The sequence below is a fragment of the Streptomyces sp. NBC_00659 genome, assembly GCF_036226925.1.
Taxonomy (GTDB): Bacteria; Actinomycetota; Actinomycetes; order Streptomycetales; family Streptomycetaceae; genus Streptomyces.
Genome location: NZ_CP109031.1, coordinates 9,290,502 through 9,313,384, shown reverse-complemented (window position 1 = coordinate 9,313,384; position 22,883 = coordinate 9,290,502). Strand labels below are relative to the sequence as shown.

The window sequence follows — 22,883 nt, the reverse complement described above, 5'->3', positions numbered from 1 at the left end:
TCTGTGGGGTTCAGGCGTCGCCGAGGGCGCGGTCGAGCTCCTTGCGCAGGATCGACTGGAAGGCCGCCACGTGCGCCGGGCCCATCAGCGTGTAGTGCTCGCCGGGTACGTCGATGTAGCGGTTCTCGCCGGTGACGTGTTCGTCCCAGCGGCGCAGCTCGTTGCCCAGCCAGTCCTCCTTGGTGCCGCGCAGCGGGATGGCGTAGAAGACGCTCATCGAGCGGACTCTGCCGCCGGGCGAGTAGCCGCGTCCGAGGTTCGTGAGGCCGTCTGCGAGTTCCGCCCATGCCTTGAACCTCTCGAAGGTGAGGTCGAGTTCGGCAAGGCGCCCCTCGGGCGCCTGGTCGATGAAGTGGGCGAGCTGCTCGTCCTTGGGCAACGACCGTAGCTGTGCGGGCAGTTCGAGCGACTGCTTCTTGTCGATCAGCTCCAGGAAGAACGCCAGGTTGGCGGCGGTCTCGACGAAGTCCAGCTCGTTCATGCGGTACTTGATGTGCGGCGGCAGGTTGAAGCTGCCGACGAAGTCGACGCGCTCGCCCTGCGCTTCGAGCACCTTGGCTATCTCGAAGGCGACCGCGCCACCGTACGAGTACCCCGCGACGGCGTACGGGCCGTGTGGCTGCCGGGAGCGGATGGCTCTGACGTACGTGTCGACCATCTCGGCGAAGCTCTCGAAGGGCTTCTCGCCGGGGTTGAAGCCGCGGGCACGCAGTGCGTAGAACGGCCGTTCGCCCACGAAGTACTTGGCGAGGTTGACGAAGACGAGGACCTCGCCGACGCCCGGATGGACGCAGAACAGCGGGGTTTTGTCGCCGGTGACCTGCATCGCCACGATCGGGTCGTACTCCCCCTCACCGTCCACGGCCCCGTCCAGGTGGGCGGCCAGGGCACGCACGGTGGGGGCCCGCAGCACGGTGATGATCTGCAGGCCGTCCGCGCCGAGACGCTGGGCGACCAGGGAACGCAGGCGCAGGATGTCGAGTGAGGTGCCGCCCAGGTCGAAGAAGTTGGCGGTGACACTCATCTGGTCGGGGCCGGTGTCGAACATCTCCGCGTAGATGCCGGCGAGGACTTTCTCCGTGTCGCCCTTGGGCGCGGTATAGCCGCCGAGCCGACGCAGAACCAGGTCGTCGACGACGCCCTTCACCTCGTCGTACGCCCCGGCCTCCAGCCGCTTGCGCATCAGCGCCCGCTGGATCTTGCCGAGGCTGGTCTTGGGGAAGGCGTCCTTCGGCAGCGGAAGGACGAGTGCGGGCCGGAAGCCCCAGTGCATGACGACGCTGCTGCGCACCGCGCTCAGCACCCGGTACAGGGCGAGCTCGTCGCCGTCGGCGCACTCCGGATGGAAGGCGACCACGAGTTGCTCGGTGTCACTGCCGGGGGCGCGGGTGGGGAAGGCGGCCACAAAGGAGTGGGCCACGTCGTCGAGGCCTTCGAGGATGGTCTCGATGTCGTGGCTGAAGTAGTTGACGCCATTGACGATGACGCTGTCCTTGTTGCGCCCGACGAGGGTGAGCCGGCCGTCGTCGATCCGGCCGAGGTCACCGCTGCGGAACCAGCCGTCGGGGGTGAAGGCGTCCTGCGTGGCCTGCTCGTTGTTGTAGTAACCGGTTGTGATCATCGGGCCGTTGAGCTGGAGCTCGCCCACCCCGCCCGCGGGCAGTTCGCGGTGCGCCTCGTCGGCGACGCGGATGCGCAGCCCCTCGACGGGCCGTCCCAGGTTGGCGAACTCCTGGGCCTGGTCGGCAGCCGGGAAATCGACGGAGTAGATGCTGCCGGCGCAGGTCTCCGACATGCCGAACGCGGGCCACAGGGCGTCAGCACGCAGCCCGTACGGCGCGAAGCGGCTGAGGAAGGTCTCGCCGGTGGTGCGGACGACGGCCTCGCCACCACTGATGACGTGCCGCAGCCGGGACAGGTCGATCTCGTCGCCGTCCTCCTCGTCGAGCCGGTCGGCCTGCGGATTGATCAGCCCCAGCAGGAAGTTGGGGGTGAAGGTCATGGTGACACCGAAGCCGGAGATGATCCGAAGGAAGTTCAGCGGCTCCTGGAGCACCACGGGCGCTTCGACGTGCAGCTGGGTGCTGCCCGCGTACAGCGGCAGCAGGTGGCATTCGAGGAGGGCGGCGACATGGTCGAAGGAGACCCAGTTGAGGCTGATGTCCTGGGCGGTCAGCCCGTGGTAGCCGTTCTTGGCGGCCATGGAGGCGAGCAGATTGGCATGGCTGAGCATCACGGCCTTGGAATTGCCGGTGGAGCCCGACGTCAGCACCAGGACGGCGGTGTCCTTGGGATCGGCCTCGTGGAAGGAGACCGCGGGGTGCTCGGCGTGCAGATCCTCCAGCGGGACGATGGACAGGCCCTTGGCACGCGGAAGTTCGGCGGCGAGGGTGGCGCTGGTGACGATCAGCGGATGGCCGAGGAGGGTGTCGACGTGCGTCAGCTGGGCCGCCCAACGCTCCGGGTCGCCGCCCAGGGCGGCCATCGGGCATGGCACGAACCCGCCGAGCTGGCAGGCCCAGAACGCGGCAAGGAACTCCCGCGGTTTCTCCAGGAGCAGGACGACCTTGTCCCTTGGGGCGAGGCCGCGTTGCCTCAGGCCGGTGAGGACCGAGCGGGCCTCGTCGAGGAGGCCGGAATAGCTCTGCAAGGGTGCGTCCTGGTCGTCCGCGCCCCGGGGGTAGCGCAACCCGGACTCCGTGTGGTCCCGGGCGGCGTCGCGTAACAGGTCCACGATGGTCCGCGTCCTCGTCACGGCTGTGGTCATGCGGGATGCCTTCTTCCTCTGAGTCGGCCGTCGTGCCCGGGATCACCGGAACGGCGTGTCGAACGGTGTACGGAAAGCGGAACGTCGTTCGGGCGTGCTGGTGAGTCACGCTCGACCACGTGCGGAAAGGGTGGCGGTGACAGCGGCCGGGAAAGCAGGGCGGCGCGGCGGGCGCGACCCCCTCCAGAGAGCTAACAAGCGGAAGGGTCAGATCCGATTTCCGCCGGCCGATTGGGCAAGCACCTGTTCATCGTCCCCCGCCGACCAGTCCAGTTCCTGGAGCCACGGCATCGGGGCTCCGAATATCCGCCGAGAATAAGAACCGGTGGTCGGGCTTGTCAAAGGGCTAAAAGGGGAAGCAGAAAGTGCCAGAAAAGAGGAAAAAAAGCCCGCCAAACCTCACTGAATGTGGGGGAGAACACACCGACCGGACGGAGTTCTGCGGAAAATCGACAAAGGAGTCCCATTTCTGACCTGCGCACCATCGATCCAGGCAACCTGCCCGTCACATCGCTACTTCCGGATGCGCTGCAAAAGAACCCGGTGCCGTTTTTTCTGACAGTGGGCGTAAGCAATCGAGACACGTACCGGAAAGAGACGGCGCGACATCCGGATCCTTCCCTTCCGAGCGCCTGCACCTGGGAGGAGATCAGTTCCAAGTGGTCCAGGTCGTGCAGGTCGAGGATCTGGAGACAGAAGCGCCGGGAGCCGACCTCGGCGTAGCGGCCAGTGTTCCCGACGACCTCGGGGGAAATCCGGCCAGACCGTTGGACCTCAGCTCGTCGGCCGCGCGGCCGATCGCGGCGGGCCGGTTGAGCCGCCCCGAGTTCCGCAAAGCCCGCCGGTCACGGTTTCAAGCGGTCAGCAGTCCTACTTCCGGAATCCGCCAGTGGTCCTGCAGTGTCTGTACTCGGCAGTCGGTACGTAGTCGAGTTGGGGCGGAGTGGAGACGTTCTTCGTTTTGCCGCGTGACCTCCTGGAAGATCACCCACTCGACCTGGCCGACACCATTCCAGGATCCCGCATTTCGATCGACTCAGTCTTGAAAATGCCGTTCGGCGCCTCGGGCATCGCGTTATCGTACGAATCCGCGACGGAGCCGACCGACACTGAGCCGTTTCCAACCTGACCGATTTCGAGCCAAATTGGTGTGGGGCTGGATACGGAAGAGATGAAGCTCCTGGTAGATGGGTTGTCGACCAAGACCAACCTGTCCGCCTGGAGCTTCGCGTGCTTGTCTACCCAGCAGGGCTCGATCTGTCCAGCTCGAACCTTCGCTTCCTGTCCGGCCTGTTGACTGCGCGGCGCCTGGAACAAGGCACGCGGTGGCGCCGTCTTACGGTGCACCGGCAGGCCCTGCTCGTGCTGGCCCACCTTCGCTGCGGACACACATACGGCCAGCTCGCCGCCGGCTTCGGCGTCGGGATTGCCACGGTCTACCGGTATGTGGCCGAAGCCACGGAGATCCTCGCGGCGCTCGCCCCGGATCTGACCTCCGCCATCCGGACAGCAGCGTGCAAGGCGTTCGTGATCCTCGACGGCACGCTTCTGCCCATTGACCGGATCGCCGCCGACCGGCCGTACTACTCCGGGAAACACAAGAAGCACGGGATGAATGTCCAGGTCATCACCGATCCACTAGGGAACCTGCTGTGGGCCTCGCCCGCGCTGCCGGGTGCGGTCCACGACATCCGCGCGGCCCGCACCCACGGCATCATCAATGCTCTGGCCGAGGCTGGCGTCCGTTGCTGGGCAGACAAGGGCTATCAGGGCGCCGACGGCACAGTGCGAGTGCCCTACCGTGGGCGGTGGGAGAAGCTGTCTGAGGGGCAGCGAGCCGTCAACGTCTCCCACGCCCGGATTCGCGCACTCGGCGAACAAGGCATGGCCACCCTGAAAACCTGGCGCCTGCTGCGGAAGCTGCGGTGCAGCACCACCCGCATCACCGGCCTCGTCCAAGCGGTCCTGGCCCTCCACCTCAACGCATCAGGCTGAGGTTGGAGCCAGCTCGGTGAGCATCTCCCATGTCAAGCTCAGGCCGGCCCGGGGTCCGGTAGCCTCCGGGACATGTCATCAGCGCTGGACCGTGAGGCGATCAGTGAGATCGCGGCCGGGATCGACGAAGAGCTGATCGAGCTGCGCCGCGAAATCCACCGCCATCCAGAGCTTGCCGGCGACGAGTGGCGCACATCTGCTCTGGTCGCCGACCGGCTGCGTGCCGCAGGTCTGGTTGTCTCGACCGGGGTGGGCGGCCACGGCCTGGTGGCGGTGCTCGGATGGTGCGGGTGCCGGCCCGACCATCGCCTACCGAGCCGACATGGACGCGGTCGCCGACGACGAACTGTTCGACACCGATTTCGCGTCACGCATTCCGGGCGCGGCCCATCTGTGCGGCCACGACATGCACACCGCGATCGGGGTGGGCATCGCCCAGGTCCTCGCGCGGCTGCGAGAACAATTGAACGGCCGGATCGTCTTCGTCTTCCAGCCGGCCGAGGAGACGCTCGAGGGCGCCCGGGCGACGATCGAGGACGGCATCCTGGAACGAACTTCGCCTCAGGAGGTCTATGCGCTGCACTGCGGTCCGTTCCCGGTCGGGACGTTCGCGGTCATGCCGGGCTTTGGACTGCCAGGGCAGGATCACTTCCAGGTCGAGCTGACCGGGCCGGACGCCGTCACCGACGCGAAGCGGCTGGTCGCTCTGGCCGATGGTTGGTCGACCGTCGAGTACCCGCGGACACCTGAGCAGTTCAGACGGCTCCTGGAGGACATCCAGATACCGGACGGCCCGCTGGCACGTTTCGTCGTTGCCCAACCTCAGCTGACCTCAAGGGATGATGGCGCCCTCGTGCGTGTATGGTTGCGGGCTTGGCCCGACAGCCGATACACCGAGATCCGCAACGCGACGCAGAGCACAGCGGATTCACTCACCAGCGCCCGAGTCGATTTCACCAAAGAGCCGTTTCCCGCCATGGTGTGCTCACCTGAATTGAGCGAGACGGCCGCCACGTATCTGCACGACACCCTGGGCGATGGCGCGGTCCTAGTGCTCCACGCGGCGTTCCCCTTCAATGGCGAGGACTTTGCACTCTTCCTGAGGGACGTGCCCGGAGCGATGTTCTTCCTTGGCGTCGCAAACCCAGAAGCCGGCATCAACGGGGCACCCCACACTCCGGACTTCGCCGCGGACGAACGCGCCCTCGGCATCGGGGTCCGTGCCATGGCCGGGTTCCTGTCAAGCCGACTCACCGCCCTGTCCGGGCCGCACCATCACAGCCCTGGGCCAACCGATCGGCATCCTTAACCAATCTGAGGTTGGAAAACGCTCACTGAGAGGTCGTTTTCATCTAATTTGCGCCACCACATGCACCTCGGAACTGCACTCGCGCCTCTTACGTGTCGGTTCCGCATGCGGCACGACGAGGGGAACCGCTGATATAGCTATTCTTTGGAATGAGACAGGCTTGCCGGGATGAGACAGGCGATACGGTCGTCCACTCCGCCGCACCGACCGCAAGGAACACCAGCGCCTCAAGAGCCGAGTTTCGTTACAGCGGCATGTTGGGATCAAACAGACTCTGCCGATGAAAACGACCTCTGAGAGGTCGTTTTCTCCCAGGACACGTCGCTATCTTCCAGCTTTTGTCTCGTGAGACTGCTGTGTTGGTGAGGCGATCGGTGCGGTCGAGGCTTGATGGTCGGGTGGGGTGACGGTTGGGGCAGGGGTCGGCTTGCGCCTGTCTCATCCCAAAACGCTCTGGAATCCGGCCGGGCTTCCGTCCGCCCCGTCTTTGCGCCTGGGCGCACTCGCGTCCTGGCGGTACGTCCAGGTCATGACGGAGCGTCGCCCCTATCCGAGTGATCTGTCCGATGCCCGCTGGGCACTGGTCGAGCCGGTGCTGTCCGCCTGGCGGGCCGAGCGGCGCCGTCACGCCCTGAACATCGGGCGCCCGCCCGGGCACGACCTGCGCGAGATCATGAACGCGATTCTCTACGTGGACCGGACCGGGGTGCAGTGGCGCTACCTCCCGCACGACTTCCCGCCCTGGGAGACGGTCTACGGCTACTTCGCGAAATGGGAGAAGGGCGGGGTGTTCGACCAGCTCAACGGCCTGCTCAGGGAGCTGGTGCGACAGAAGGAGGGCCGGAACGCGAGCCCGTCGGCCTGCGTGATCGACGCGCAGAGCGTCAAGACCTCCACCAACGTCCCCCTCTCCGGCCAGGGCATCGACGCCGGGAAGAAGATCGTCGGCAGGAAGCGGAACATCGTGACCGACACCCTCGGCCTCCTGCTCGCGGTCCTGGTCACCGCGGCCAGTGTCCAGGACTCCGTCGCCGGCACCCAGCTGATCGACCACGTGGCCGCCACCCACTCCACGGTTCGCAAGGTCTGGGTCGACGGCGGCTACCGCCGGCACCTCGTCGAACACGCCGCCACCCTCGGCATCGACATGGAAATCGTCCAACGCATGCCCGGGACCAGGGGTTTCACCCCACTGCCCAAGCGCTGGACCGTGGAACGCACCTACGGGTGGCTGATGTTCCACCGCCGCCTGGCCCGCGACTACGAGACCCTGCCCGCCCGCTCCGAAGCCATGATCCACCTCGCCATGACCGACCTCATGGCCCGCCGCCTCACCGGCGAGAACGCCATCTCCTGGCGCGACCCGACATCAACGGATCAAACACCAATTCCGGGATAAAACATCGGAAGAAAACGACCTCTCGGCCACCGAAAGCGAAACGGTCCGCCGACTCCGTCGGCGGACCGTCAAGAAAGATCGAGGTTAAGCGCTGATCCTGGTATAAAACACCGAGATAAAGCGATTTCCCAGGGCAGCTGCGGCCAGAGCGAGGGAGATCTTATGCGCCCCCTCGCCCTGATAGCCGATCACTCCAGATTCAGCCTTGGCAACTTTTGGGGATTTCCATAAGTGAGGACCCGCTGGAGTTCGGAGCGCAACTCGAGTAGATCAACCTCAGGCGCAATCTCCAAGGGAATTACGTTGGAGGGCAGCCCAAGAGCCTCAACGGCTTCGTCACCGAAGCTTAGAGTCAGGAGACCGGGCAGTAGAGACACCCTCTTGAGGCCGCCATAGTGAACGCCTCCACTCTCATTCGTGACACAGTAACTATCTGTGCCATTTCTGACGTTCTGCTCATCCGGTTGCTCCTCCAGGAAGCGATGGAAGTCAAAGTAGTAACCATTCTCCGCCGCATCGTCTCCATCGCCGATAAAGACGGACAAAGTCACCCCGGGCACTTCTTCCCGGACCGTCAGCGTCACGATTTCCCAAAATGGGGAAATACTAGTCATCCACCCCAGCTCCATTCTTCGCCACCTTGCTTGTGCACGAATATCACTCCCAGTTCCTGTGCAGCATTCTGCTCCACGATCCGCAAGGCCTGGGTCGACGGCGGCTACCGCCGGCACCTCGTCGAACACGCCACCGCACTCGGCATCGACATGGAAATCATCCAACGCACCCCCGGGGCCAGGGGTTTCGCCCCGCTGCCCAAGCGCTGGACCGTGGAACGCACCTATGGGTGGCTGATGTTCCACCGCCGCCTGGCCCGCGACTACGAGACCCTGCCCGCCCGCTCCGAAGCCATGATCCACCTCGCCATGACCGACCTCATGGCCCGCCGCCTCACCGGCGAGAACGCCATCTCCTGGCGCGACCCGACATCAACGAATCAAACACTAATTCCGGGATAAAACATTGGGAGAAAACGACCTCTGACGCCAGCCGCGCAGACCCTTGCCCCGGAACGGGACGCGGACAGCATGGCCTGCGCCCTGATACGCCTTGTCCGCCCAGCACTTGACGTCGTCGGCGGCGAGAGCGGCGGGAATGCCGTGGGTCCGGGCCGCGGTCAGATCGTGCACGGCCCCGGGTAACGCGTCCGAGGCCCAGATCAGACGGCCGGCTGGATCCGCGAGGACCTGCACGTTCATCCCGTGGTGCTTCTTCTTCCCCGAGTAGTACGGCTGGTCGGCGGCGATGCGGTCGATCGGCAGCACGGTGCCGTCGAGGATCACGTACGCCTTCTTCCGCACGGTCGTCATGGCCTGTTCCAGCGTGGGCGCGAGAGCGGCCAGAAGGCCGACGGCCTCGCGTACGTACCGATAGACCGTCGCGATCCCGACACGGAATCCTGCTGCGAGGGGAGCGTAGGTGTCGCCGCAGCGAAGGTGGGCCAGGACGAGCAGGGCGTGCCGACCACACGTCAGGCGACGCCACCGGGAGCCGATATGACGGCGGTGACCTGCGAGGAGACCGGAGAGATGCCGCAGGATGCGGCTGGACAGATCGATGCCGGACGGATAGACAAGCACGCGGAAGCTCCTGGCGGACTGGTGATCTTGGTCGTGAACCCGTCTACCAGGAGCTTTCTTCCCGCCCGCTGCCGAGGCCGCCCGTCCAACCACCCATCAGGTTGGAAACGGCTTGTGTCTCCAAGGCCCTGCCCGAGGCCCTCCAGTGCGACCAGAACCGCGACCAGAACGGAGACCCGAGGCCGGCGCCTGCCGGTGAATGGCGGCTCGTTGAGCGGCGGGGAGTGAGGAGAGCTCTCCAACGCCGAGATCGGGACGCGGCTGCACCTGGTCGAGGACACGGTGAAGGCCCACGTCAGCGCCTCCCTCGGCAGACTCGGCGTACGCAACCGGGTGGAGGCTGCCATCGCCGCCTACGAGGCGGGCCTGACGGGGCGCGGGGGCAGGCCGATCTGCCAGCTCTCCTGGCTGTTCGTCGGCGATGAACGGCAGGTCCGTCCGCTCTGATTCGACTACGCTGGTGGAGCTATCACACGTGAACGAAGGACGCACATGGCTCGCCCCTACAACCCCGGACCGAAACAGTTCGTCTTCGCTGTCGGTGATGGCAACGACCAACAGGTCTCCGTGGGCGACCCTCAGGAAGCCTACGTAGCGTTCTCTGCGTTCTTCCGTGGTCGAGATTCTGACACCTACACCATCAATGATGAACCGTCGGGGCAGAGTTTGGTACTCATGCCCGGGCAAGGTGTGATCTCCCGGATCAAAGATGCGGACCCACCTCGGTCGGAATACCTCCGGGTCGACAGGGCCAATCGCTACCTTCCGAGCGCGATGCTGTTCTTCGAGAACGGATATGCTGGCCTCGACCACTTCGGCCAGTGGTTCGCCGACCTCACCGACCTCGACGCGTCACCGGAGACTCGCGGTGCCGCCCACGCCGCCACGATCACGACGGAAGCAGCGGCGATCGAAGAAGTCGCTCGGATCTGGGGAGATTCGGGCTGCGTGGACCCGAGCGACCAGTTCTATGTGTTCTTCGACTCGCATGGTGTCGACGACGACCGAGCCGAACGAGCCGAACTGCTCAGATTGATCGAGTTCCTCGGTATCGAACGAGTCGACGCCCCGGCCGAGGCAGCCGGGGGCGAAGTCTGGGTGCGCACCGACACACGCCTCGACGTCGAATTTGCTCGGTGGTCGTGAACAGATGGTGCGGGATGGGGCTGCAACATCGCCCGATCTGCTGCCACCTGGCCTTCCGTCGCCCGGCCAGGAACCGCAAGGTGCGGTTGGAGAGATCAATCGAGGACGGGTAGACAAGCACGCGAAGCTCCTGGCAGACACGGGTGATGTTGGTCGAGAACCCGTCTACCAGGAGCTTCTTCACGTCCGATCACCGTCCCTCAGCCCACCTCGGCGCTCCACCGCCCAGGTTGGAAAAGGCTCACTGAGCTGAACCGCGACCTTGGTCGCGCCGAGCGCGAGAGCCTTCTCCTCGGCCTCGTCCAGGTTCGGCGCACCGAAGTCGAGGTGGAAGTGCTGCGGCACGTTCTGCTCGGGCCGCTCAGGGGCTCGATACAAGAAGACATACCCGACCGCCTCCAAGAGCCGGGTTGGCACCGGCTTCAAGAACGCCGTCGCAGAGCACGGCGACCGCCTCGGAATCAAAGTCGAAGTCGTCGACAGAAACCCCGGAGTTCGCGGCTTCCATATCGTGAAACGGCGTTGGGTAAAGGCTGTCCCGTAAAGATCTTGAAGTCGCCTCGGGCATGGTGGGCCGCCGTGCGGCCCGCTTGCCTATCCGGCGAGAGCGAGGTTGTGCATCCGGGCGATGCCGGGCATGGCGTGGTGGACGCCGTCGCCTTTGAGGCGGCAGTCGCGGAGGATCTTCCATGTCTTCATACGCGCGAAGACGTGCTCGACGCGGGCCCGGACCTTCTTGTGGGACTTGTTGCGCTCCTCCTTCCAGGCCGGAGTTCGCTCTGGCCGCGCTGTCGGCGGTGCGGGATGACGAGCCCGGTGCCCGGTAGCCGCCGTCGGCGATCGTGACGGTGTTGCCCACGGCGGCCTTGGCGCCGGACTCCTCCCATGCCTTGCAGTCGTTGCGGTTCCCGGCGAGCGGCCGGCCGACCACGACGATCAGCCGGGTGTCGGCGTCGATGGGCCGCCGCTTGACCGTACGGGTCGCGGGAAACATGATTGATCAACGTGATCAAGGTCAATCAGGTTTGTAGCACGCGCGAAGCCGAGTGGGTGGGCGGTGTCGATATCGTCGGTGTCTGCCTCGGCGATGCCGAGCAGCACGGCAGACGCACCGTGGCGAGGGAGCAGTACGAGGAGATCAAACGCGCAACTTCCGCGAGCATCGCTCTTGCCATCGATGAGTCAGCGGAAGTGTGCGACAAGGACCTGCCAGACCTCATCGCCTCGCTAAGGCCGAACTACTACGAGTTCACACCACGCGATCCGGAGAAGAGCGGGGCATTCGAGGCGCAGCTTGCGCTGGTGCGAAGGGTCGGCGTGCCGGGCATCGCCAACGGATTCTTCCTGTTGAAGGACGAGGTGTCCCTGGTGCACAGAACGGCTCACCTGGACCGCCTCGTCGAGGCCGGAGTGCGGTTCTTCCAAGTGGAGGTGGACTCACTCCTCGACCCCCGGTTCAAGATCTCCTCGACCCACGAGACGATGATCGCGAACCTGTTCGCCCGGTACCCGTTCGTCGTTAATGACAAGTTCGGCCACCTGAACGGTCCTCTCGATGTCAACCAGGCCGGGCTGTATCTGAATATCGGCAGCAAGGGGCTAAGGAACTACGACTATTCCGACCAGTCCTACTCCCTCTCGGCGGTCGCGAGGCTGATCAGGTCCGCGTTGCAGCGTTGAGACTCTGATGCGCGCCACGCCTGTCACAGGTGCCACAGCCTAGGTGTTGCGGGTCAGGACAACACGTCGTTCACAGCCACCGAATGTCGGCCTTGCCACCCGCACGAGGAGCGATTTCAGGACGAGCGCGGTGGCACCGAGCACCGGACACGCCAACCGGAGGGCCGGACCGGGGCACCCCTCCCGCCGTCCTCGGGCCCGGGTCACCCGTACGCACTCTCGACGCTCACGCTCCCTGGGTCGTCAGAGGCGGGTGGCCATCACGTGCGCGAGGCGCAACAGGTCGCGCACGCCCGGACTATCCCCGTCAGCCCGCGCCAAAGCCGCGCGCTCGGCGTCGCCCAAACCGGCCGGCGACCGCCGCAACAGCGAACCGGGATGGTGCAGATCGTGCACCCTGGTCACGAACGCGAAGGAGCGGCGCCGCGGCGGCGCGTCCACGTCGAGCTGCCCGGAGTAGATGACGTGACGTCCGCCCGGCGCCGCCAGCACCGCGCGCAGGCGACGGGCGGAGCCGACGATCGCGGGCGGGGCGTCGACCGGGGCGAGACCCCGCCACGGGTCGAAGAAGCGGACCCGGCCCTCGGAGCCGGCGTGACCGCCGACCACGTCCCAGGCCGGGACCGCGCACAGCTGCGACAGCATCGGGGTGTCGCGGGACGCCACCGGCCGCATCCCGTCGGCGTCCAGCCGCCACAGCACCAGCCCGCCGTGCCGCCCCGCCGTCACGAGCGCGTCCTCCCCGGCGAAGACCAGCTCCCGTACCGGCGCGTGCTCCGCCGGTACAGGGGCCGCGTCCAGCGCGTGGCCGAGTGCGGCGTGGACGGCGATCAGGCGGTAGCCGTCGCACAGCACCATGCGGTCGCCCCTGGGGGTCACCGCCATCGGACCTCCGGTGCTCAGCGCCCACTGCCCGAGGTCGACCTGGCGCAGCTCCCCGGTCGTCTTCAGGACCAGGACATGCGACGTGAGGGGCAGCGAGACCACGCATCCGTACGCCGTGGCCGCCAGGTGCGCCCCGGTCAACGTGCGGCTCTGCGCCAGCACCCGCGTCTCGAACGACGTGTGCCGGACCAGTTCCGCCCGGGCCGCGTACCCCTCGCTGCGGCGCAGCGCGACCACGTCCCCGGGGCCCAGGACGGCGAGCGACGTGTGGCACACGGGGCCGCGGTGGAGCACCGTCCGCGTGCCGGACTCCGGCTCAAGGGTCTCGATCACCTCGCGCGACTGCTCGTCCGGGTCGTCCGTCACGTGCGCGATGGCCAGCACCTCGCCGCCGTGCCCGAACGCGCTGTGCGCCCCGGAGAACACACCGAAGTCCTCGGGCAGCGTCCGGGTGGCCGCGCCGGCCGCCCCATCTGCGAGGGCCCGGGCGCGGCGCGGGGAGAGGGACCGCAGCCAGCCGAACAGTTCCGCGTCCAGCGGATGGTCCGGCGCCCCGGCGCGCCGCGGGATCCGGTGCACGAGGTGCACCGCGTCGGCGAGGGGAGCGGAGCGGACGAGCTCCCAGTACGCCGGCCAGTCCCGCCGGCGCGCGAGCCCGCTCGCCGTGTCCTCCAGTACCGCCGCCGACACGTGCGGCACGGGCAGCAGCTCCGGAAGCCACCCGTCCACCGCGATCCGGGCCTCCGGCACCTGCCGGCCCAGGGAGTCGAGGTCGAGCACCCGCCGCGGAACGTCGGCCTCCGGCTCCGGCGGCAGGCCCGCCGCCCGCAGCGCACTGTTCTGCCGCGACACCGCGTCGCCCAGGGACGACATGTAGGTGGCGGGCGCGCGGTCGGCCAGCCGGCGCAGCCACGTCACCGCCTCCTCGCCGACCTCCACGGCCTCCCGGGGACGGTCTGCGTCGAGCAGGATCCCGTGCAGGCTCATCAGCGCCGTCGTCCACGCAGAGGTGTACCGGTGCGGATCGGCCTCGGCGAGGCGCCGGTTGAGCTCGGCCACCTCCCGCGCCGGCTCGACGGCCTCCACGTGCCGGCCGCGCGCGGACAGGTGCTCGCGCAGCCGCTCCAGCGACGCGACGAGCGGCGTGTCCTCGACCAGCGCCCCCTCGCGCACCAACTCCCGGCCCAACTCCACCGCTTCGCGCAGGGCGACGTCCTCCGCAGGCGGACGGAACGTGAGGGCCGCCCCGTTGGACAGCGCGATCGCCAACCCCCTGCGCTGCCCCGGATCGTTGACGGCGGCCCTGCGGTACGCGCTCGCCGCCTCCTGGTTGGCCCGGTACGCCTCCTCCCACCGACCGGCCGACTCCAGATGCACACTGACATTGGCCAGCGCGGTCGCCCGGTACGGTTCGTACCGGCGCAGATCATCCCCGGCGAGACGGGTGAAGAGGTCCACCACGCGCTGCTGCGTCGCCACCGCATCGTCGACCTCGCCGGTGCGGTGCAGCAGACCGGCGACGTTGGTCAAGGTGCGGCCGACGTGCTCCTCGTACGTCTCCGGATCGTCGGCGGCCAGCTCCTGGAAAAGCTCGGCCCCGCGCCGCGCCGCCCGCAGCGCCTCCTCCGTGCGCCCCAGTTCGTGCAGGTCGTTGCCGTGCCCGGCGTACAGCCAGGCGCGTTCGTGCCGGTCCGGTGCCGCCACGATCCGGGACGCGAACAGCCGGACGTCGACGGCGGCCCGTCCCACCACGAGGTTCGCGGGGGTCGGGTGCGGTACGGCGTCCACCACGTCCTCCAAAAGCGCCGTCGTGATGTCGGGCAGTTCGGCCAGAGCGGTGAGCGCAGCGCCCCCGGCGGCCACGCCGAGACCGGGATCGGCGGCCAGCAGCGGATACAGGCAGGCGGGCCCGAGGTGCGGCCAGCGGCCCGCCGCCGCGATCAGCATCGACACCCCCCGGGCGGGGCCGGAGCCGTACCGCAGCACGGCGCTCGCGGTGTCCGCCGCCCACGCCTGCGCCGGGTAGTCGGCCGCGTGGCCCGGCACGGTCAGAGCGATGAAGTCCTCCGCCAACCGGTCCGGATAGAGCGGTTCCAGGACCGTGCCGTCCACGCCCTCGGGCGGCGGATAGCAGACGCCGTGGTCCGCCAGCACGGTGGGCGTCGGCTGCCCGACCTCCAGCGCGTCCACCAGCAATGCTCCCTGTTCTTGCGGCTGCGCGCCGCTCAGGGAGGCGGCGAAGACCACCTGGTTCATGACCGCGGGGGACAGGGTGATCCGTCCCGCGCCCCGCCGGTCGTGCAGCAGCACCCAGCCCAGGTGCTCGCGGTCGAGGAGGTAGAGGGTGAGCCCCGCCAGATCGGGCGGGGCGCGCCGCCCCGAGGCCGCGGCGTCGATGGCAACCAGGGCGGCCATGTGCACGGCGAGCACCAGCCTGAAGTCGTCGTCGGCGAGGTCGGGTTCGCCCGCCGGCGCTACGATCCCGTACCGCTCGGCGAAGGCGGCGCGTGCCGCACGGAACATCGCCCCCCGCTCGCCCTGCCCGGCCGCCGGGCCGCTCGGCTCGTCCAAAGGCCCGAGAGCCTGTGTCGACACATCGATCTGCTCACTGGCGAGCGCCCCGCGCAGCGCCGGCCACGGATCGGTGCCGCGCGCCAGCAGCAGGACGCGGGCGCGCACGTCCGGCCGGTGCAGCAGGGCGTTGCTGAACAGCCAGGTGAGGGTGGTCAGCGGCCAGCGATCCGCGTAGTCGACCAAGAGCAGGAGCCCGGCCGCACTGTCCGGCGTCAGGTCCTGGCTGCCGGGTGGCGGCAGCACGGTCCCGGGCCCCTCGACCGCGGTGACCACCTTCCAGCCCTGCCCGGACAACTCGGCGGCCAGCTGCTGGGCCAGCCGGGTCTTGCCCTGCCCGCCCGGCGCGTGCAGCCAGCGCGCCGCCCGCTGCGGACCGTCGGCGCACCAGGCGTGCAGCGCTCCCAGCTCGTCCTCCCGCCCGGTGAACGGCGCCACGGCGAACCGAGCGTGGAGCATCCGGCTGGGCTGCTGCCGCAGCCACCGCGGATCCGCCTCGGGGGTCGGCGCCCACCGGCGCAGCACGTACAACGGCGTGCCGTCGCCGAACACATGGATGTCCGCGCCGACGACACCGTAGGCGAACCCGCCCGTCGCGCTGACGTGCTGCTCGCTCACGTCGCGCGGTCACCGCGGCCGGCGCCGGGATCCTGATGGACGATCACGTTCCCACCCTGCGCGCCGAACGCCTGCCCGTGGTCGCGCGCCTCGACGTGCTGCACCCAGTGGCGCTGCTGGGCGGGCAGTTCGTCCTGCAGCCGCCGGGTCAGCTCACGCACATCGTCGGCCACCTCCGGGTGCGCGTGAAGGAACTGCTCGAGCCGCAACTGCCACGCCGGTGCCAACTGCCGACGCGCCGCCTCCGGATCCTCCGCCTCGGACACCAACGCGGCCTCGCTCTCCAACAGCGCGACCAGCGCGCCCTGTTCGGGTGCGTCATCCCGCCCGAACAGCCGCAGCAATCCGGAGCGCGCGGCGCCCCAGGCGTCCGTCGCCATCGCAGCGACGAGCGTCGTCGAAGCGGCCGTCGCGACCGCCGCCAGGGATTCGATCATGGGTGTCCTCCCGTTGCCGTGCCCGCCCCATCGTGCCACCGCGGCGCGGCCCGCGCCCGCGCCCTCCCCGATCAACGTGCCGCGGTTATACGGTGGTCGGCCGCACCACCGGAACAACGACACGGCGACGACGCCGTGGGCAAGGGGGCGTCGTGTGGCGTCGCAAGGGCCCGAACCGCACCGGCCTGCGCCGGCAACTCCGTATGGCGCGCGTCCTGTTCGACACCGGCGACTTCGCCGCGGCGGAGGTGCTCCTGCGCCGCCTGCTGCCCGACTGCGAGGCGGAGCTGGGAGCGAACCACGGGGAGACCATCGGCCTGCTCAACCTGCTCGGCTCCACCCTCTACCAGCAGCGCAAGGCGGCTGCGTCCGCGCAGATCGCCCGCGAGGCCACCGACCGTGCGGCCCGCGCCTGGGGCCCCGACGACCCCGCGACCCTCGACTGCGCTCACAACCTCGGCGCGGCCCTGGCCATCCAGGGCGACGTCTCCGCGTCCGTCGCGGTTCTCGACGACACCTGGCAGCGCCGCGCCCGCCGCCTCGGAGCCGCCCACGAATCCACCCTCACCACCGCCAACACCCTCGGCGCGACCCTCTTCGCCGCAGGCCTCCGCCACGACGGCCTCACGGTCCTGCGCCGCGCCCACGCCCAGAGCACGGGCCTGCCGGCCGGGCATCCGGTGCGTGTGGACATCGCCGACAATCTGCGGATCGCGGAACGGAACGCGGGCGGCTGACTGGCGGCGCCCCGACGGGACGCCACCGGCAGGCCCGCCCGATCCCCTCAGCAGATCTGTCCAGCGACCGTCTCCCGGATGCGCCGGGCGAGTTCCCCGACGCCGTGCGACTTCAACACGCCGTAGCGGTCGCCCTCCAGCTCGACGACCATGGGCGGTTGTGCGGGGCGTGGTCTCGTTCGCCGGCCCCGTGCCGCGCCGGACCGCCTCCGGCGTGCTGGTTACGCCTGGGCATGTCGGGACGATCTACGCTGCGACGAATGCGGTGTATGCCGGCCGGGCTACGGCGCGAACGGTGAAACTCCTGCCGGACGGCACCGTCTTCCATAGTGCTGGATTCCTCAAACGGTGTACACGTATCGGCGTCGTAGGGAGCGGGTTGGCGGTGCTGTTCTGCCCCAGATCCATGGGCCGGCATGGGAGTTGAGCTGGTTGGTTGCGAGGGTTGTGGCTTGGGCGATGTCGTCGGGGTTGGCGAAGGAGCGGCCGGCGAGGGCGGCTTTGCGGAAGATGCGCCACCAGCCTTCTTGGAGGTTGAGCCAGCACGCGCCGACGGGGATGAAGGCGTGGTGGATGCGGGGATGGTCCTCGAGCCAGGTCCGGGTGGACAGGCTGTTGTGGCTGGACAGGTTGTCGGTGACGATCCAGATCTCCCCGTCCGGGTTGGCATTTTCGACCTGTTGCAGGAACTGCTGGTAGAAGACGCTGTTGCGGGAGGACGCTGTCATGGTCAGGGCCTGGCCGTCGGCCGGCCGTAGACCGCCGTAGACCCAGGTTTTCTCCGGTCCGCGGCTGTAGTCGAGCTCCGCCTTGATCCGATGCCCGTTGGGTGACCAGGCGGGTGCGGGCGGGAAGGTCCGGGGGATCACCGGCCCCAGCTCGTCGGCGCAGATCACCGTCGCACCGTCGGGCGGGTGGGTGTAGAGGCCGATGATCCTTGTCCTTCTGGGACGAAGTCCGGGTCCTTCGATCGCATCCAGGACCGGGTACGGCGCCAGCGCACGCCCTCGGCGAGCAGGATGCGTCTGACCTGTGAGCGGCCCACCTCGATTCCTTCGGCCTGTGCTGCTGTGGCCAGGGAATCTAGCGTCCACTCGGGCGGTCCTGACTCATCGAAGGCCCACAGTTCCCCGACGGGCTCCCACCGCAGTCGTCCCGGCGGGATGGTCTTGACCAGGGAGATGATCTGGGATCGTTCCTGTTCGGTGATGCGTCGCTTGCGGCCCTGCCCGCCCAGATCATCCAGTCCCTGCAGGCCCAGGCGGTTGAAGCGGTGCAGCCAGCAGCGGACCGTTTTCTGGCTGCAGTCCAGCTCCACGGCGATCGCAGGGACCCGCAGCCCCGACCAGCTCAGCTCGATCATCCGGGCCCGCATCACCACATCCCGAGGAGCCTTCCGTGCCCGCGACAACCTGCGAACGAGAGCCCGCTCGTCCTCGTCACGCCCCGGTCGTGCCCATAAAACCATCGCCCAGCACCCGCCCCCGAGCACCCGCAACTACCCCGCCACCAGCACATATACCCAGTCAAAGAGGAATCCAGCACTAGCGTCGGCTGCGCAGCAGCGTTCCGAGCGCCAGTCCGGCGCCCAGACCGATCAGGGCACCGACCGATGTCCGCCATGCGGGCGACACCCCCGCAACGGGCACGGCAGGCGGGCTGGGAGCAATGGGCGAGCGAGTCGGCGGTCCGGAAGCGGCCGCCCGAGCGTGCTCCTCGCCCACGATGGCCAGGAAACGACGACCGACACGGCTTCCAGAGGAGCTGGCGATCCACGAGGGGTGAGCCCGGCTCCAGTAGTGCCGCCCTGCCTCTCCGGTGAACATCCCGGAGAGCATGTCCCGCAGCAGACTCTCGCGAATAGTCCCGATCTCGAAGCCCATCCACGCGTAGTTCATCATGAGGTCGGCATAGACATGCCGCTTCTGCTGATCAGGATCGTCGATGTCCGTGTCGCCCCAAACAGGCTGGAAGAGCGCCATGTCGTCAAGTTCCAGGCGAACCAGTTCAAGGTAATAGCTGCGGATCCCCTGGACCTGGTCCGCCCTGGCCTGCCGGTTCTGCACGCCCAGGGAAACGGCGACGCCGGCCAACGCCAGCGCCGAGACGATCGCCGACGTGAATCCGTACGCCGCGCCGACCTGACTCAGCCTGTTCCAGTCCACGCCCTTGGAGCCCGAGATCTCCTCCAGCACGAAAGGCGACAACAGCACCACCGTCAGCGCGAGTGCCGCAGCAGCTACCAGCCCCAAAGTTCTGCCTACTCGACGCGCCGCCCTTGCAGCCGCGGACCCATGACGAACTATCAGGTCAATCACCCCCAGGCAGAGCCTGCCCCAGTGACTAGGCCGAGCCTGGGGCAGCCTACTTCCAGCCGACGTGCTCGACGTCGCCCACCTGCACACCCGCAGCCTCGCCGGATGGGCGGACGGCCCGCCGCCGGACGAACCACAGCCTCACCAACCTGAAGATCATTTACGGGACAACTCTTTGACGACAGGGCCTCCTGAACAGCTTGTTGGCGTAGACGCCCTTCGAGCTACCAAGAGGCCCTAATCCGTTGCTAAGGGCGTTCCGAGGAAGCGGTTGGTTCCCGTGATGTTCGAGTGCCGGACCGTGACACCTCGTGGCTGCCTGGCGGGCAACGCCTCGCTTTGGAGGTCCTAACAAAGGCGTTGGGCGTGCCGGTGGGTGATCAGGCAGGTGGCGAGGCCGAGGAAGGCCTCGTGGATGTCGTCGCGTCGCTCCCAGCGGATCCGCAGTCGTCGGAAGCCGTGCAGCCAGGCGATCGTGCGCTCTACCATCCAGCGGAAAATGCCCAGGCCGGAGCCGTGTTCCACGCCTCGTTGGGCGATGACCGGGCGGATGCCGCGGTCCCGGAGCAGGCGGCGGTACTTGTCGTGGTCGACACTCGTCACGTTGCACATCACGTGGACGGCGCTCAGATGGTCCGGCAGGGCGTGCACGGAATGGTCCGGCAGGGCGTGCACGGAGTAGAGGAGCACCTGGGGACACGACTCGGGCATCTTCACCGTCCACAGGCTCCGGCCGTCACGCTCGTCGAAGGCACGCACGGCGCCCGGCGCCCCGGTGACGACCTGGCCGCCGACGAGGTCCACGGCCCGGTAGCCGTCCTCCCGGATCTCCGCACGTCACAACAGCTTGCCCGTACGCAGATCGATGCCGACGAGCCTCCCGTCATGGTGGCCGACCACCGCGGTGCGTTCCGACACCTTGAACTCCATCACGGCGTCCTTCGGCTCCCGGCGCTCATAGCGCCAGTACTCCTTGCCGGTCCGCAGGTTCACCGCTGTCATGCCGAAACCCGTCCACCGCAGGGACAGCCCGTGCGCCAAGGCCCACTCATCCGTGGTCCGGCGTACGACGTGGTCAGGCGCGACCGGGGCACCCGGGGCGAACGCGGCCGGAAAGGGTCCAAGAGCTCCGGTGAACACGTCGCGTGACGGATTCCTGTTCACCAGCACACTGATCATGAGGAGGACCAGCGCGATCAGCACACCCCACACCCGGCCACGGGCCATCTGTATGTCCGCACGGCTCGGAACAGGTGTGCCCGGTCCCCCGGGCAGCCCCACCCCTGGTTCTCCGAGCAGATTCATCCGTTGCGCCATGACTGCCCCCCACACACACAGGCCCTGCCTCCTGTCACGGTGCCACGGCGGCTCACGGAGCTTGACCCTCGTACAAAGAGCCACGCAAGTAGGGCCGCCGTCGAAACCCGTTCATCGGCCCGCTTCGGGCGGGCACGGCGCCGTGCAGCCTCCACGATGCGGAGGCGGACCGCCTGGGAAATGCTTACCGGGGATGTCCCGCTTCTCCTGTGCGGCCATCCCTGAGGAGCACCGTCGCCTGGGACCGCATCCGGGGCCGCGCCGGACTCCAGGAGTCCGTCGGCGATGAGTTCTGCCGTGGCTTCCAGTCTCTATCGACACACCCGGACGAACGAACTCGAGGATCACGTCATGACCACGACCTACACCTTCGACGTCTTTTCCAGCCTCGACGGCTTCGGCGCCGCCGGCGGCAACTGGACCGGCTACTGGGGCAAGCAGGGCCCCGAGCTCCTCGACCGCCGCCTCGCCCTGTACGACGAGGAGCAGCGGATGGTCTTCGGAGCCAACACGTACAGGGCGTTCGCCCAGATGATCGCGGCGAGCACCGACGAGTCCGAAGTGCGCGACCCGTGGGTCACGCGGATGAGGAGCCTGCCGGCCACGGTGGTGTCGTCCACCCTGGAAGGACCTCTCGACTGGCCGGATGCGAACGTCGTGAGCGGCGACGCCGTCGACGTCGTCGCCCGTCTCAAGAAGGACTCCGACGTTCCCCTGCGCTCGCACGGCAGCCTGTCGATGAACAGGGCGCTGATGGCCGCCGGTCTGGTGGACCGCGTCCAGGTGACGCTCTTCCCGGTGATCACCGGTCAGACAGGGCTGGACCCCATCTTCCAGGGTGCGGCCGACTTCGACCTCGAGCTGATCGAGCACCGGACGCTCGACGGCCACATCCAAGAGCTCATCTATCGACCCGTCCTGCATGTCTGAGAAGGGCGTCGAGCACCTCGTCGAGCACCCGGAGCTTCACGCGGCGGCGAACCCGGTCCGCAGCTTCAAGGCCCGTGGAACCGAGGTCGTCGCGAGCCGACTCGCCGAGAAGAGCTCGCGAGCCGTGGTGTGCGCCAGCGCGGGCAACCTTGGCCAAGCCCTGGCCTGGTCCGGTCAGGCCGGGGGCTCGACGTCGCCGTCGTCGCATCCCACTTTGCGACTGCGGCCAAGCCTGATCGCATCCGCGCACTGGATGCCAGGCTGGAACTGGTGGACGGCGACCACGAGTTGGCCCATGAGCGGGCGACCGTGGCGCGGTACGACGGCATCCGCAGGGGTGGTGACCTGCACCGGCCTGCGACGGTCGAGTGGTCCTACTTTCGTGTCTCGAGGAGGGGCTGGAGATCGGTGTGCAGGTGATCGAGTGCGCTGCGGTACAGCTGGGGCCCGACGGAGACCCGGGCCACGCCGATGGCACTGAGTTCCTCCAGCGACCCGCGCTCGAGCGGAAAGCCGGCGTTCACCGGTGCGCCGACCTCCGCGACGATGGCCCGGAGGTCGTCCGGACCGGCTCCGGGAGGGAACACACAATCAGCGCCGGCCGACCAGTACGCCTCGGCCCTGCTGATCGCATCGGCACGCTTTCGGTTCTCGGCCAGAGGTGAGGTGGGGAAGAAGGAGTCGATCCGGGCGTTGATGACGAGCGGCACTCCGATACGGTCGGCGGCCGCGCGCATCCGGGCGATGTAGGCGGCACGGACATCGACGTCGATCAGGCCTCCGTCGGCATGATCACTGTCCTCGATGTTGCAGCCGGCGACTCCGATCCCCTGCAGCAGCTCGACCAGTTCCTCCGGCGCCATCCCGTAGCCGGCCTCGGCGTCGACGGTGACCGGCACGTCGACGGAGGCTGCGATGCGTCGGGCGACGAACATCATCTCCTCCCTCGGAGCACCCTCACCGTCGTCGTAGCCCAGAGCGGCGGCGATCGCGTTGCTGGCGGTCGCGACCACCGGGAACCCCGCCTTGACGACGGCGCGGGCGCTGCCCACGTCCCAGGCGTTCGGCAGCACCAGCGGAGCGCCCGGGATGTGCAGGGACCTGAGCAGCCTGGCCTTGTCGGCTTGATCGGACATGACG

Annotated in this window: 18 protein-coding genes and 8 pseudogenes; 11 read left to right on the top strand and 15 right to left on the bottom strand. The window is 68.0% G+C overall.

Annotated features, from left to right (window positions below):
- Positions 1-10 precede the first annotated feature (10 nt).
- Positions 11-2,767 carry a non-ribosomal peptide synthetase gene (locus tag OG410_RS41010; RefSeq protein ID WP_329303819.1) on the bottom strand — a complete coding sequence of 919 codons (2,757 nt, stop codon included), beginning with the start codon at positions 2,765-2,767 and terminating at the stop codon, positions 11-13.
- Positions 2,768-3,396: 629 nt separating this feature from the next.
- A pseudogene (locus OG410_RS41005) lies at positions 3,397-3,578 on the bottom strand (LLM class F420-dependent oxidoreductase); the annotation flags it as partial.
- Between the two features lie 419 nt (positions 3,579-3,997).
- Between OG410_RS41005 and OG410_RS41000 the strand changes: the two are divergent.
- Complete coding sequence (locus tag OG410_RS41000) at positions 3,998-4,762, top strand: transposase family protein (protein ID WP_329303818.1); 765 nt, start codon at positions 3,998-4,000, stop codon at positions 4,760-4,762.
- A 78-nt stretch (positions 4,763-4,840) separates the two neighbouring features.
- Here the strand turns inward: OG410_RS41000 and OG410_RS40995 are convergent, their stop codons facing one another.
- Positions 4,841-5,023: a hypothetical protein gene (locus tag OG410_RS40995; protein WP_329303816.1), complete on the bottom strand. Its 183-nt coding sequence runs from the start codon at positions 5,021-5,023 to the stop codon at positions 4,841-4,843.
- A gap of 61 nt (positions 5,024-5,084) precedes the next feature.
- Between OG410_RS40995 and OG410_RS40990 the strand changes: the two genes are divergently transcribed.
- Together OG410_RS40990 and OG410_RS40985 are read left to right on the top strand one after the other, a co-directional pair.
- Entirely contained in the window at positions 5,085-6,071 is a 987-nt protein-coding gene (locus tag OG410_RS40990) for a M20 metallopeptidase family protein (RefSeq protein WP_329303815.1), read from the top strand.
- Positions 6,072-6,600: 529 nt separating this feature from the next.
- Positions 6,601-7,470: an IS5 family transposase gene (locus OG410_RS40985; RefSeq protein ID WP_329303814.1), complete on the top strand. Its 870-nt coding sequence runs from the start codon at positions 6,601-6,603 to the stop codon at positions 7,468-7,470.
- A 188-nt stretch (positions 7,471-7,658) separates the two neighbouring features.
- Here OG410_RS40985 and OG410_RS40980 read toward each other — a convergent pair whose 3' ends face one another.
- Positions 7,659-8,099: a hypothetical protein gene (locus OG410_RS40980; RefSeq protein WP_329303813.1), complete on the bottom strand. Its 441-nt coding sequence runs from the start codon at positions 8,097-8,099 to the stop codon at positions 7,659-7,661.
- 63 nt (positions 8,100-8,162) lie between these two features.
- Between OG410_RS40980 and OG410_RS40975 the strand changes: the two are divergent.
- Positions 8,163-8,486 (top strand): annotated as a pseudogene (locus OG410_RS40975) (transposase); the annotation flags it as partial.
- 42 nt (positions 8,487-8,528) lie between these two features.
- Here OG410_RS40975 and OG410_RS40970 read toward each other — a convergent pair.
- Positions 8,529-9,107 (bottom strand): annotated as a pseudogene (locus OG410_RS40970) (transposase family protein); the annotation flags it as partial.
- Positions 9,108-9,341: 234 nt separating this feature from the next.
- Between OG410_RS40970 and OG410_RS40965 the strand changes: the two are divergent.
- Positions 9,342-9,554: pseudogene (locus OG410_RS40965) on the top strand (response regulator transcription factor); the annotation flags it as partial.
- A 45-nt stretch (positions 9,555-9,599) separates the two neighbouring features.
- Positions 9,600-10,253 (top strand): hypothetical protein, encoded by a 654-nt coding sequence (locus tag OG410_RS40960; RefSeq protein WP_329303812.1) that lies wholly within the window; start codon positions 9,600-9,602, stop codon positions 10,251-10,253.
- Positions 10,254-10,433: 180 nt separating this feature from the next.
- On the opposite strand, the gene OG410_RS40955 is transcribed toward OG410_RS40960, so the two are convergent.
- Complete coding sequence (locus OG410_RS40955) at positions 10,434-10,598, bottom strand: VOC family protein (RefSeq protein ID WP_329303811.1); 165 nt, start codon at positions 10,596-10,598, stop codon at positions 10,434-10,436.
- A gap of 31 nt (positions 10,599-10,629) precedes the next feature.
- On the opposite strand from OG410_RS40955, the pseudogene OG410_RS40950 reads away from it, so the two are divergent.
- Positions 10,630-10,782, top strand: a pseudogene (locus OG410_RS40950) (IS5/IS1182 family transposase); the annotation flags it as partial.
- Between the two features lie 65 nt (positions 10,783-10,847).
- On the opposite strand, the pseudogene OG410_RS40945 reads toward OG410_RS40950, so the two are convergent.
- A pseudogene (locus OG410_RS40945) lies at positions 10,848-11,211 on the bottom strand (transposase); the annotation flags it as partial.
- Positions 11,212-11,258: 47 nt separating this feature from the next.
- On the opposite strand from OG410_RS40945, the gene OG410_RS40940 reads away from it, so the two are divergent.
- Positions 11,259-11,933, top strand: coding sequence for a hypothetical protein (locus OG410_RS40940; protein WP_329303810.1), 675 nt, complete (start codon positions 11,259-11,261; stop codon positions 11,931-11,933).
- A 243-nt stretch (positions 11,934-12,176) separates the two neighbouring features.
- Here OG410_RS40940 and OG410_RS40935 read toward each other — a convergent pair whose 3' ends face one another.
- Positions 12,177-16,007 (bottom strand): hypothetical protein, encoded by a 3,831-nt coding sequence (locus tag OG410_RS40935; protein ID WP_329303809.1) that lies wholly within the window; start codon positions 16,005-16,007, stop codon positions 12,177-12,179.
- The gene (locus OG410_RS40930) at positions 16,004-16,444 is read right to left on the bottom strand and encodes a hypothetical protein (protein ID WP_329303808.1); all 441 of its coding nucleotides are present in this window, start codon (positions 16,442-16,444) and stop codon (positions 16,004-16,006) included. Before OG410_RS40930 ends, OG410_RS40935 begins: the two co-directional genes overlap by 4 nt.
- 152 nt (positions 16,445-16,596) lie before the next feature.
- Between OG410_RS40930 and OG410_RS40925 the strand changes: the two genes are divergently transcribed.
- Positions 16,597-17,181 (top strand): tetratricopeptide repeat protein, encoded by a 585-nt coding sequence (locus OG410_RS40925; protein WP_329303807.1) that lies wholly within the window; start codon positions 16,597-16,599, stop codon positions 17,179-17,181.
- Positions 17,182-17,522: 341 nt separating this feature from the next.
- Here OG410_RS40925 and OG410_RS40920 read toward each other — a convergent pair whose 3' ends face one another.
- The 5 genes and pseudogenes from OG410_RS40920 to OG410_RS40900 form a co-directional block, all read right to left on the bottom strand.
- Entirely contained in the window at positions 17,523-18,077 is a 555-nt protein-coding gene (locus OG410_RS40920) for a transposase (protein ID WP_329298339.1), read from the bottom strand.
- Positions 18,074-18,556, bottom strand: coding sequence for a helix-turn-helix domain-containing protein (locus OG410_RS40915; protein ID WP_329298340.1), 483 nt, complete (start codon positions 18,554-18,556; stop codon positions 18,074-18,076). Before OG410_RS40915 ends, OG410_RS40920 begins: the two co-directional genes overlap by 4 nt.
- A 169-nt stretch (positions 18,557-18,725) precedes the next feature.
- Positions 18,726-19,433, bottom strand: a complete 708-nt coding sequence (locus OG410_RS40910) for a DUF6082 family protein (protein WP_329303806.1) — start codon at positions 19,431-19,433, stop codon at positions 18,726-18,728.
- A 411-nt stretch (positions 19,434-19,844) separates the two neighbouring features.
- Positions 19,845-20,072: pseudogene (locus OG410_RS40905) on the bottom strand (transposase); the annotation flags it as partial.
- A gap of 261 nt (positions 20,073-20,333) precedes the next feature.
- Positions 20,334-20,723 (bottom strand): hypothetical protein, encoded by a 390-nt coding sequence (locus OG410_RS40900; protein ID WP_329303805.1) that lies wholly within the window; start codon positions 20,721-20,723, stop codon positions 20,334-20,336.
- 441 nt (positions 20,724-21,164) lie between these two features.
- Here OG410_RS40900 and OG410_RS40895 point away from each other — a divergent pair, with 441 nt between their 5' ends.
- Together OG410_RS40895 and OG410_RS40890 are read left to right on the top strand one after the other, a co-directional pair.
- Positions 21,165-21,743, top strand: coding sequence for a dihydrofolate reductase family protein (locus OG410_RS40895; RefSeq protein ID WP_329303804.1), 579 nt, complete (start codon positions 21,165-21,167; stop codon positions 21,741-21,743).
- A 46-nt stretch (positions 21,744-21,789) separates the two neighbouring features.
- Positions 21,790-22,076, top strand: a pseudogene (locus OG410_RS40890) (pyridoxal-phosphate dependent enzyme); the annotation flags it as partial.
- A gap of 41 nt (positions 22,077-22,117) precedes the next feature.
- Here OG410_RS40890 and OG410_RS40885 read toward each other — a convergent pair.
- A complete protein-coding gene (locus tag OG410_RS40885; RefSeq protein ID WP_329303803.1) occupies positions 22,118-22,879 on the bottom strand; it encodes an isocitrate lyase/PEP mutase family protein in 762 nt (253 codons plus the stop codon).
- Between the last annotated feature and the right edge of the window lie 4 nt (positions 22,880-22,883).

What these genes read in the sequence shown, in the direction of transcription:
- OG410_RS40900 (WP_329303805.1), bottom strand. Translation starts at nt 20,723, where the DNA reads ATGGCCCGTGGCCGGGTGTGGGGTGTGCTGATCGCGCTGGTCCTCCTC.
- OG410_RS40960 (WP_329303812.1), top strand. Translation starts at nt 9,600, where the DNA reads ATGGCTCGCCCCTACAACCCCGGACCGAAACAGTTCGTCTTCGCTGTC.
- OG410_RS40885 (WP_329303803.1), bottom strand. Translation starts at nt 22,879, where the DNA reads ATGTCCGATCAAGCCGACAAGGCCAGGCTGCTCAGGTCCCTGCACATC.
- OG410_RS40930 (WP_329303808.1), bottom strand. Translation starts at nt 16,444, where the DNA reads ATGATCGAATCCCTGGCGGCGGTCGCGACGGCCGCTTCGACGACGCTC.
- OG410_RS40980 (WP_329303813.1), bottom strand. Translation starts at nt 8,099, where the DNA reads ATGGAGCTGGGGTGGATGACTAGTATTTCCCCATTTTGGGAAATCGTG.
- OG410_RS41010 (WP_329303819.1), bottom strand. Translation starts at nt 2,767, where the DNA reads ATGACCACAGCCGTGACGAGGACGCGGACCATCGTGGACCTGTTACGC.
- OG410_RS40915 (WP_329298340.1), bottom strand. Translation starts at nt 18,556, where the DNA reads ATGCGGGCCCGGATGATCGAGCTGAGCTGGTCGGGGCTGCGGGTCCCT.
- OG410_RS40990 (WP_329303815.1), top strand. Translation starts at nt 5,085, where the DNA reads ATGGACGCGGTCGCCGACGACGAACTGTTCGACACCGATTTCGCGTCA.
- OG410_RS40895 (WP_329303804.1), top strand. Translation starts at nt 21,165, where the DNA reads ATGACCACGACCTACACCTTCGACGTCTTTTCCAGCCTCGACGGCTTC.
- OG410_RS40985 (WP_329303814.1), top strand. Translation starts at nt 6,601, where the DNA reads ATGACGGAGCGTCGCCCCTATCCGAGTGATCTGTCCGATGCCCGCTGG.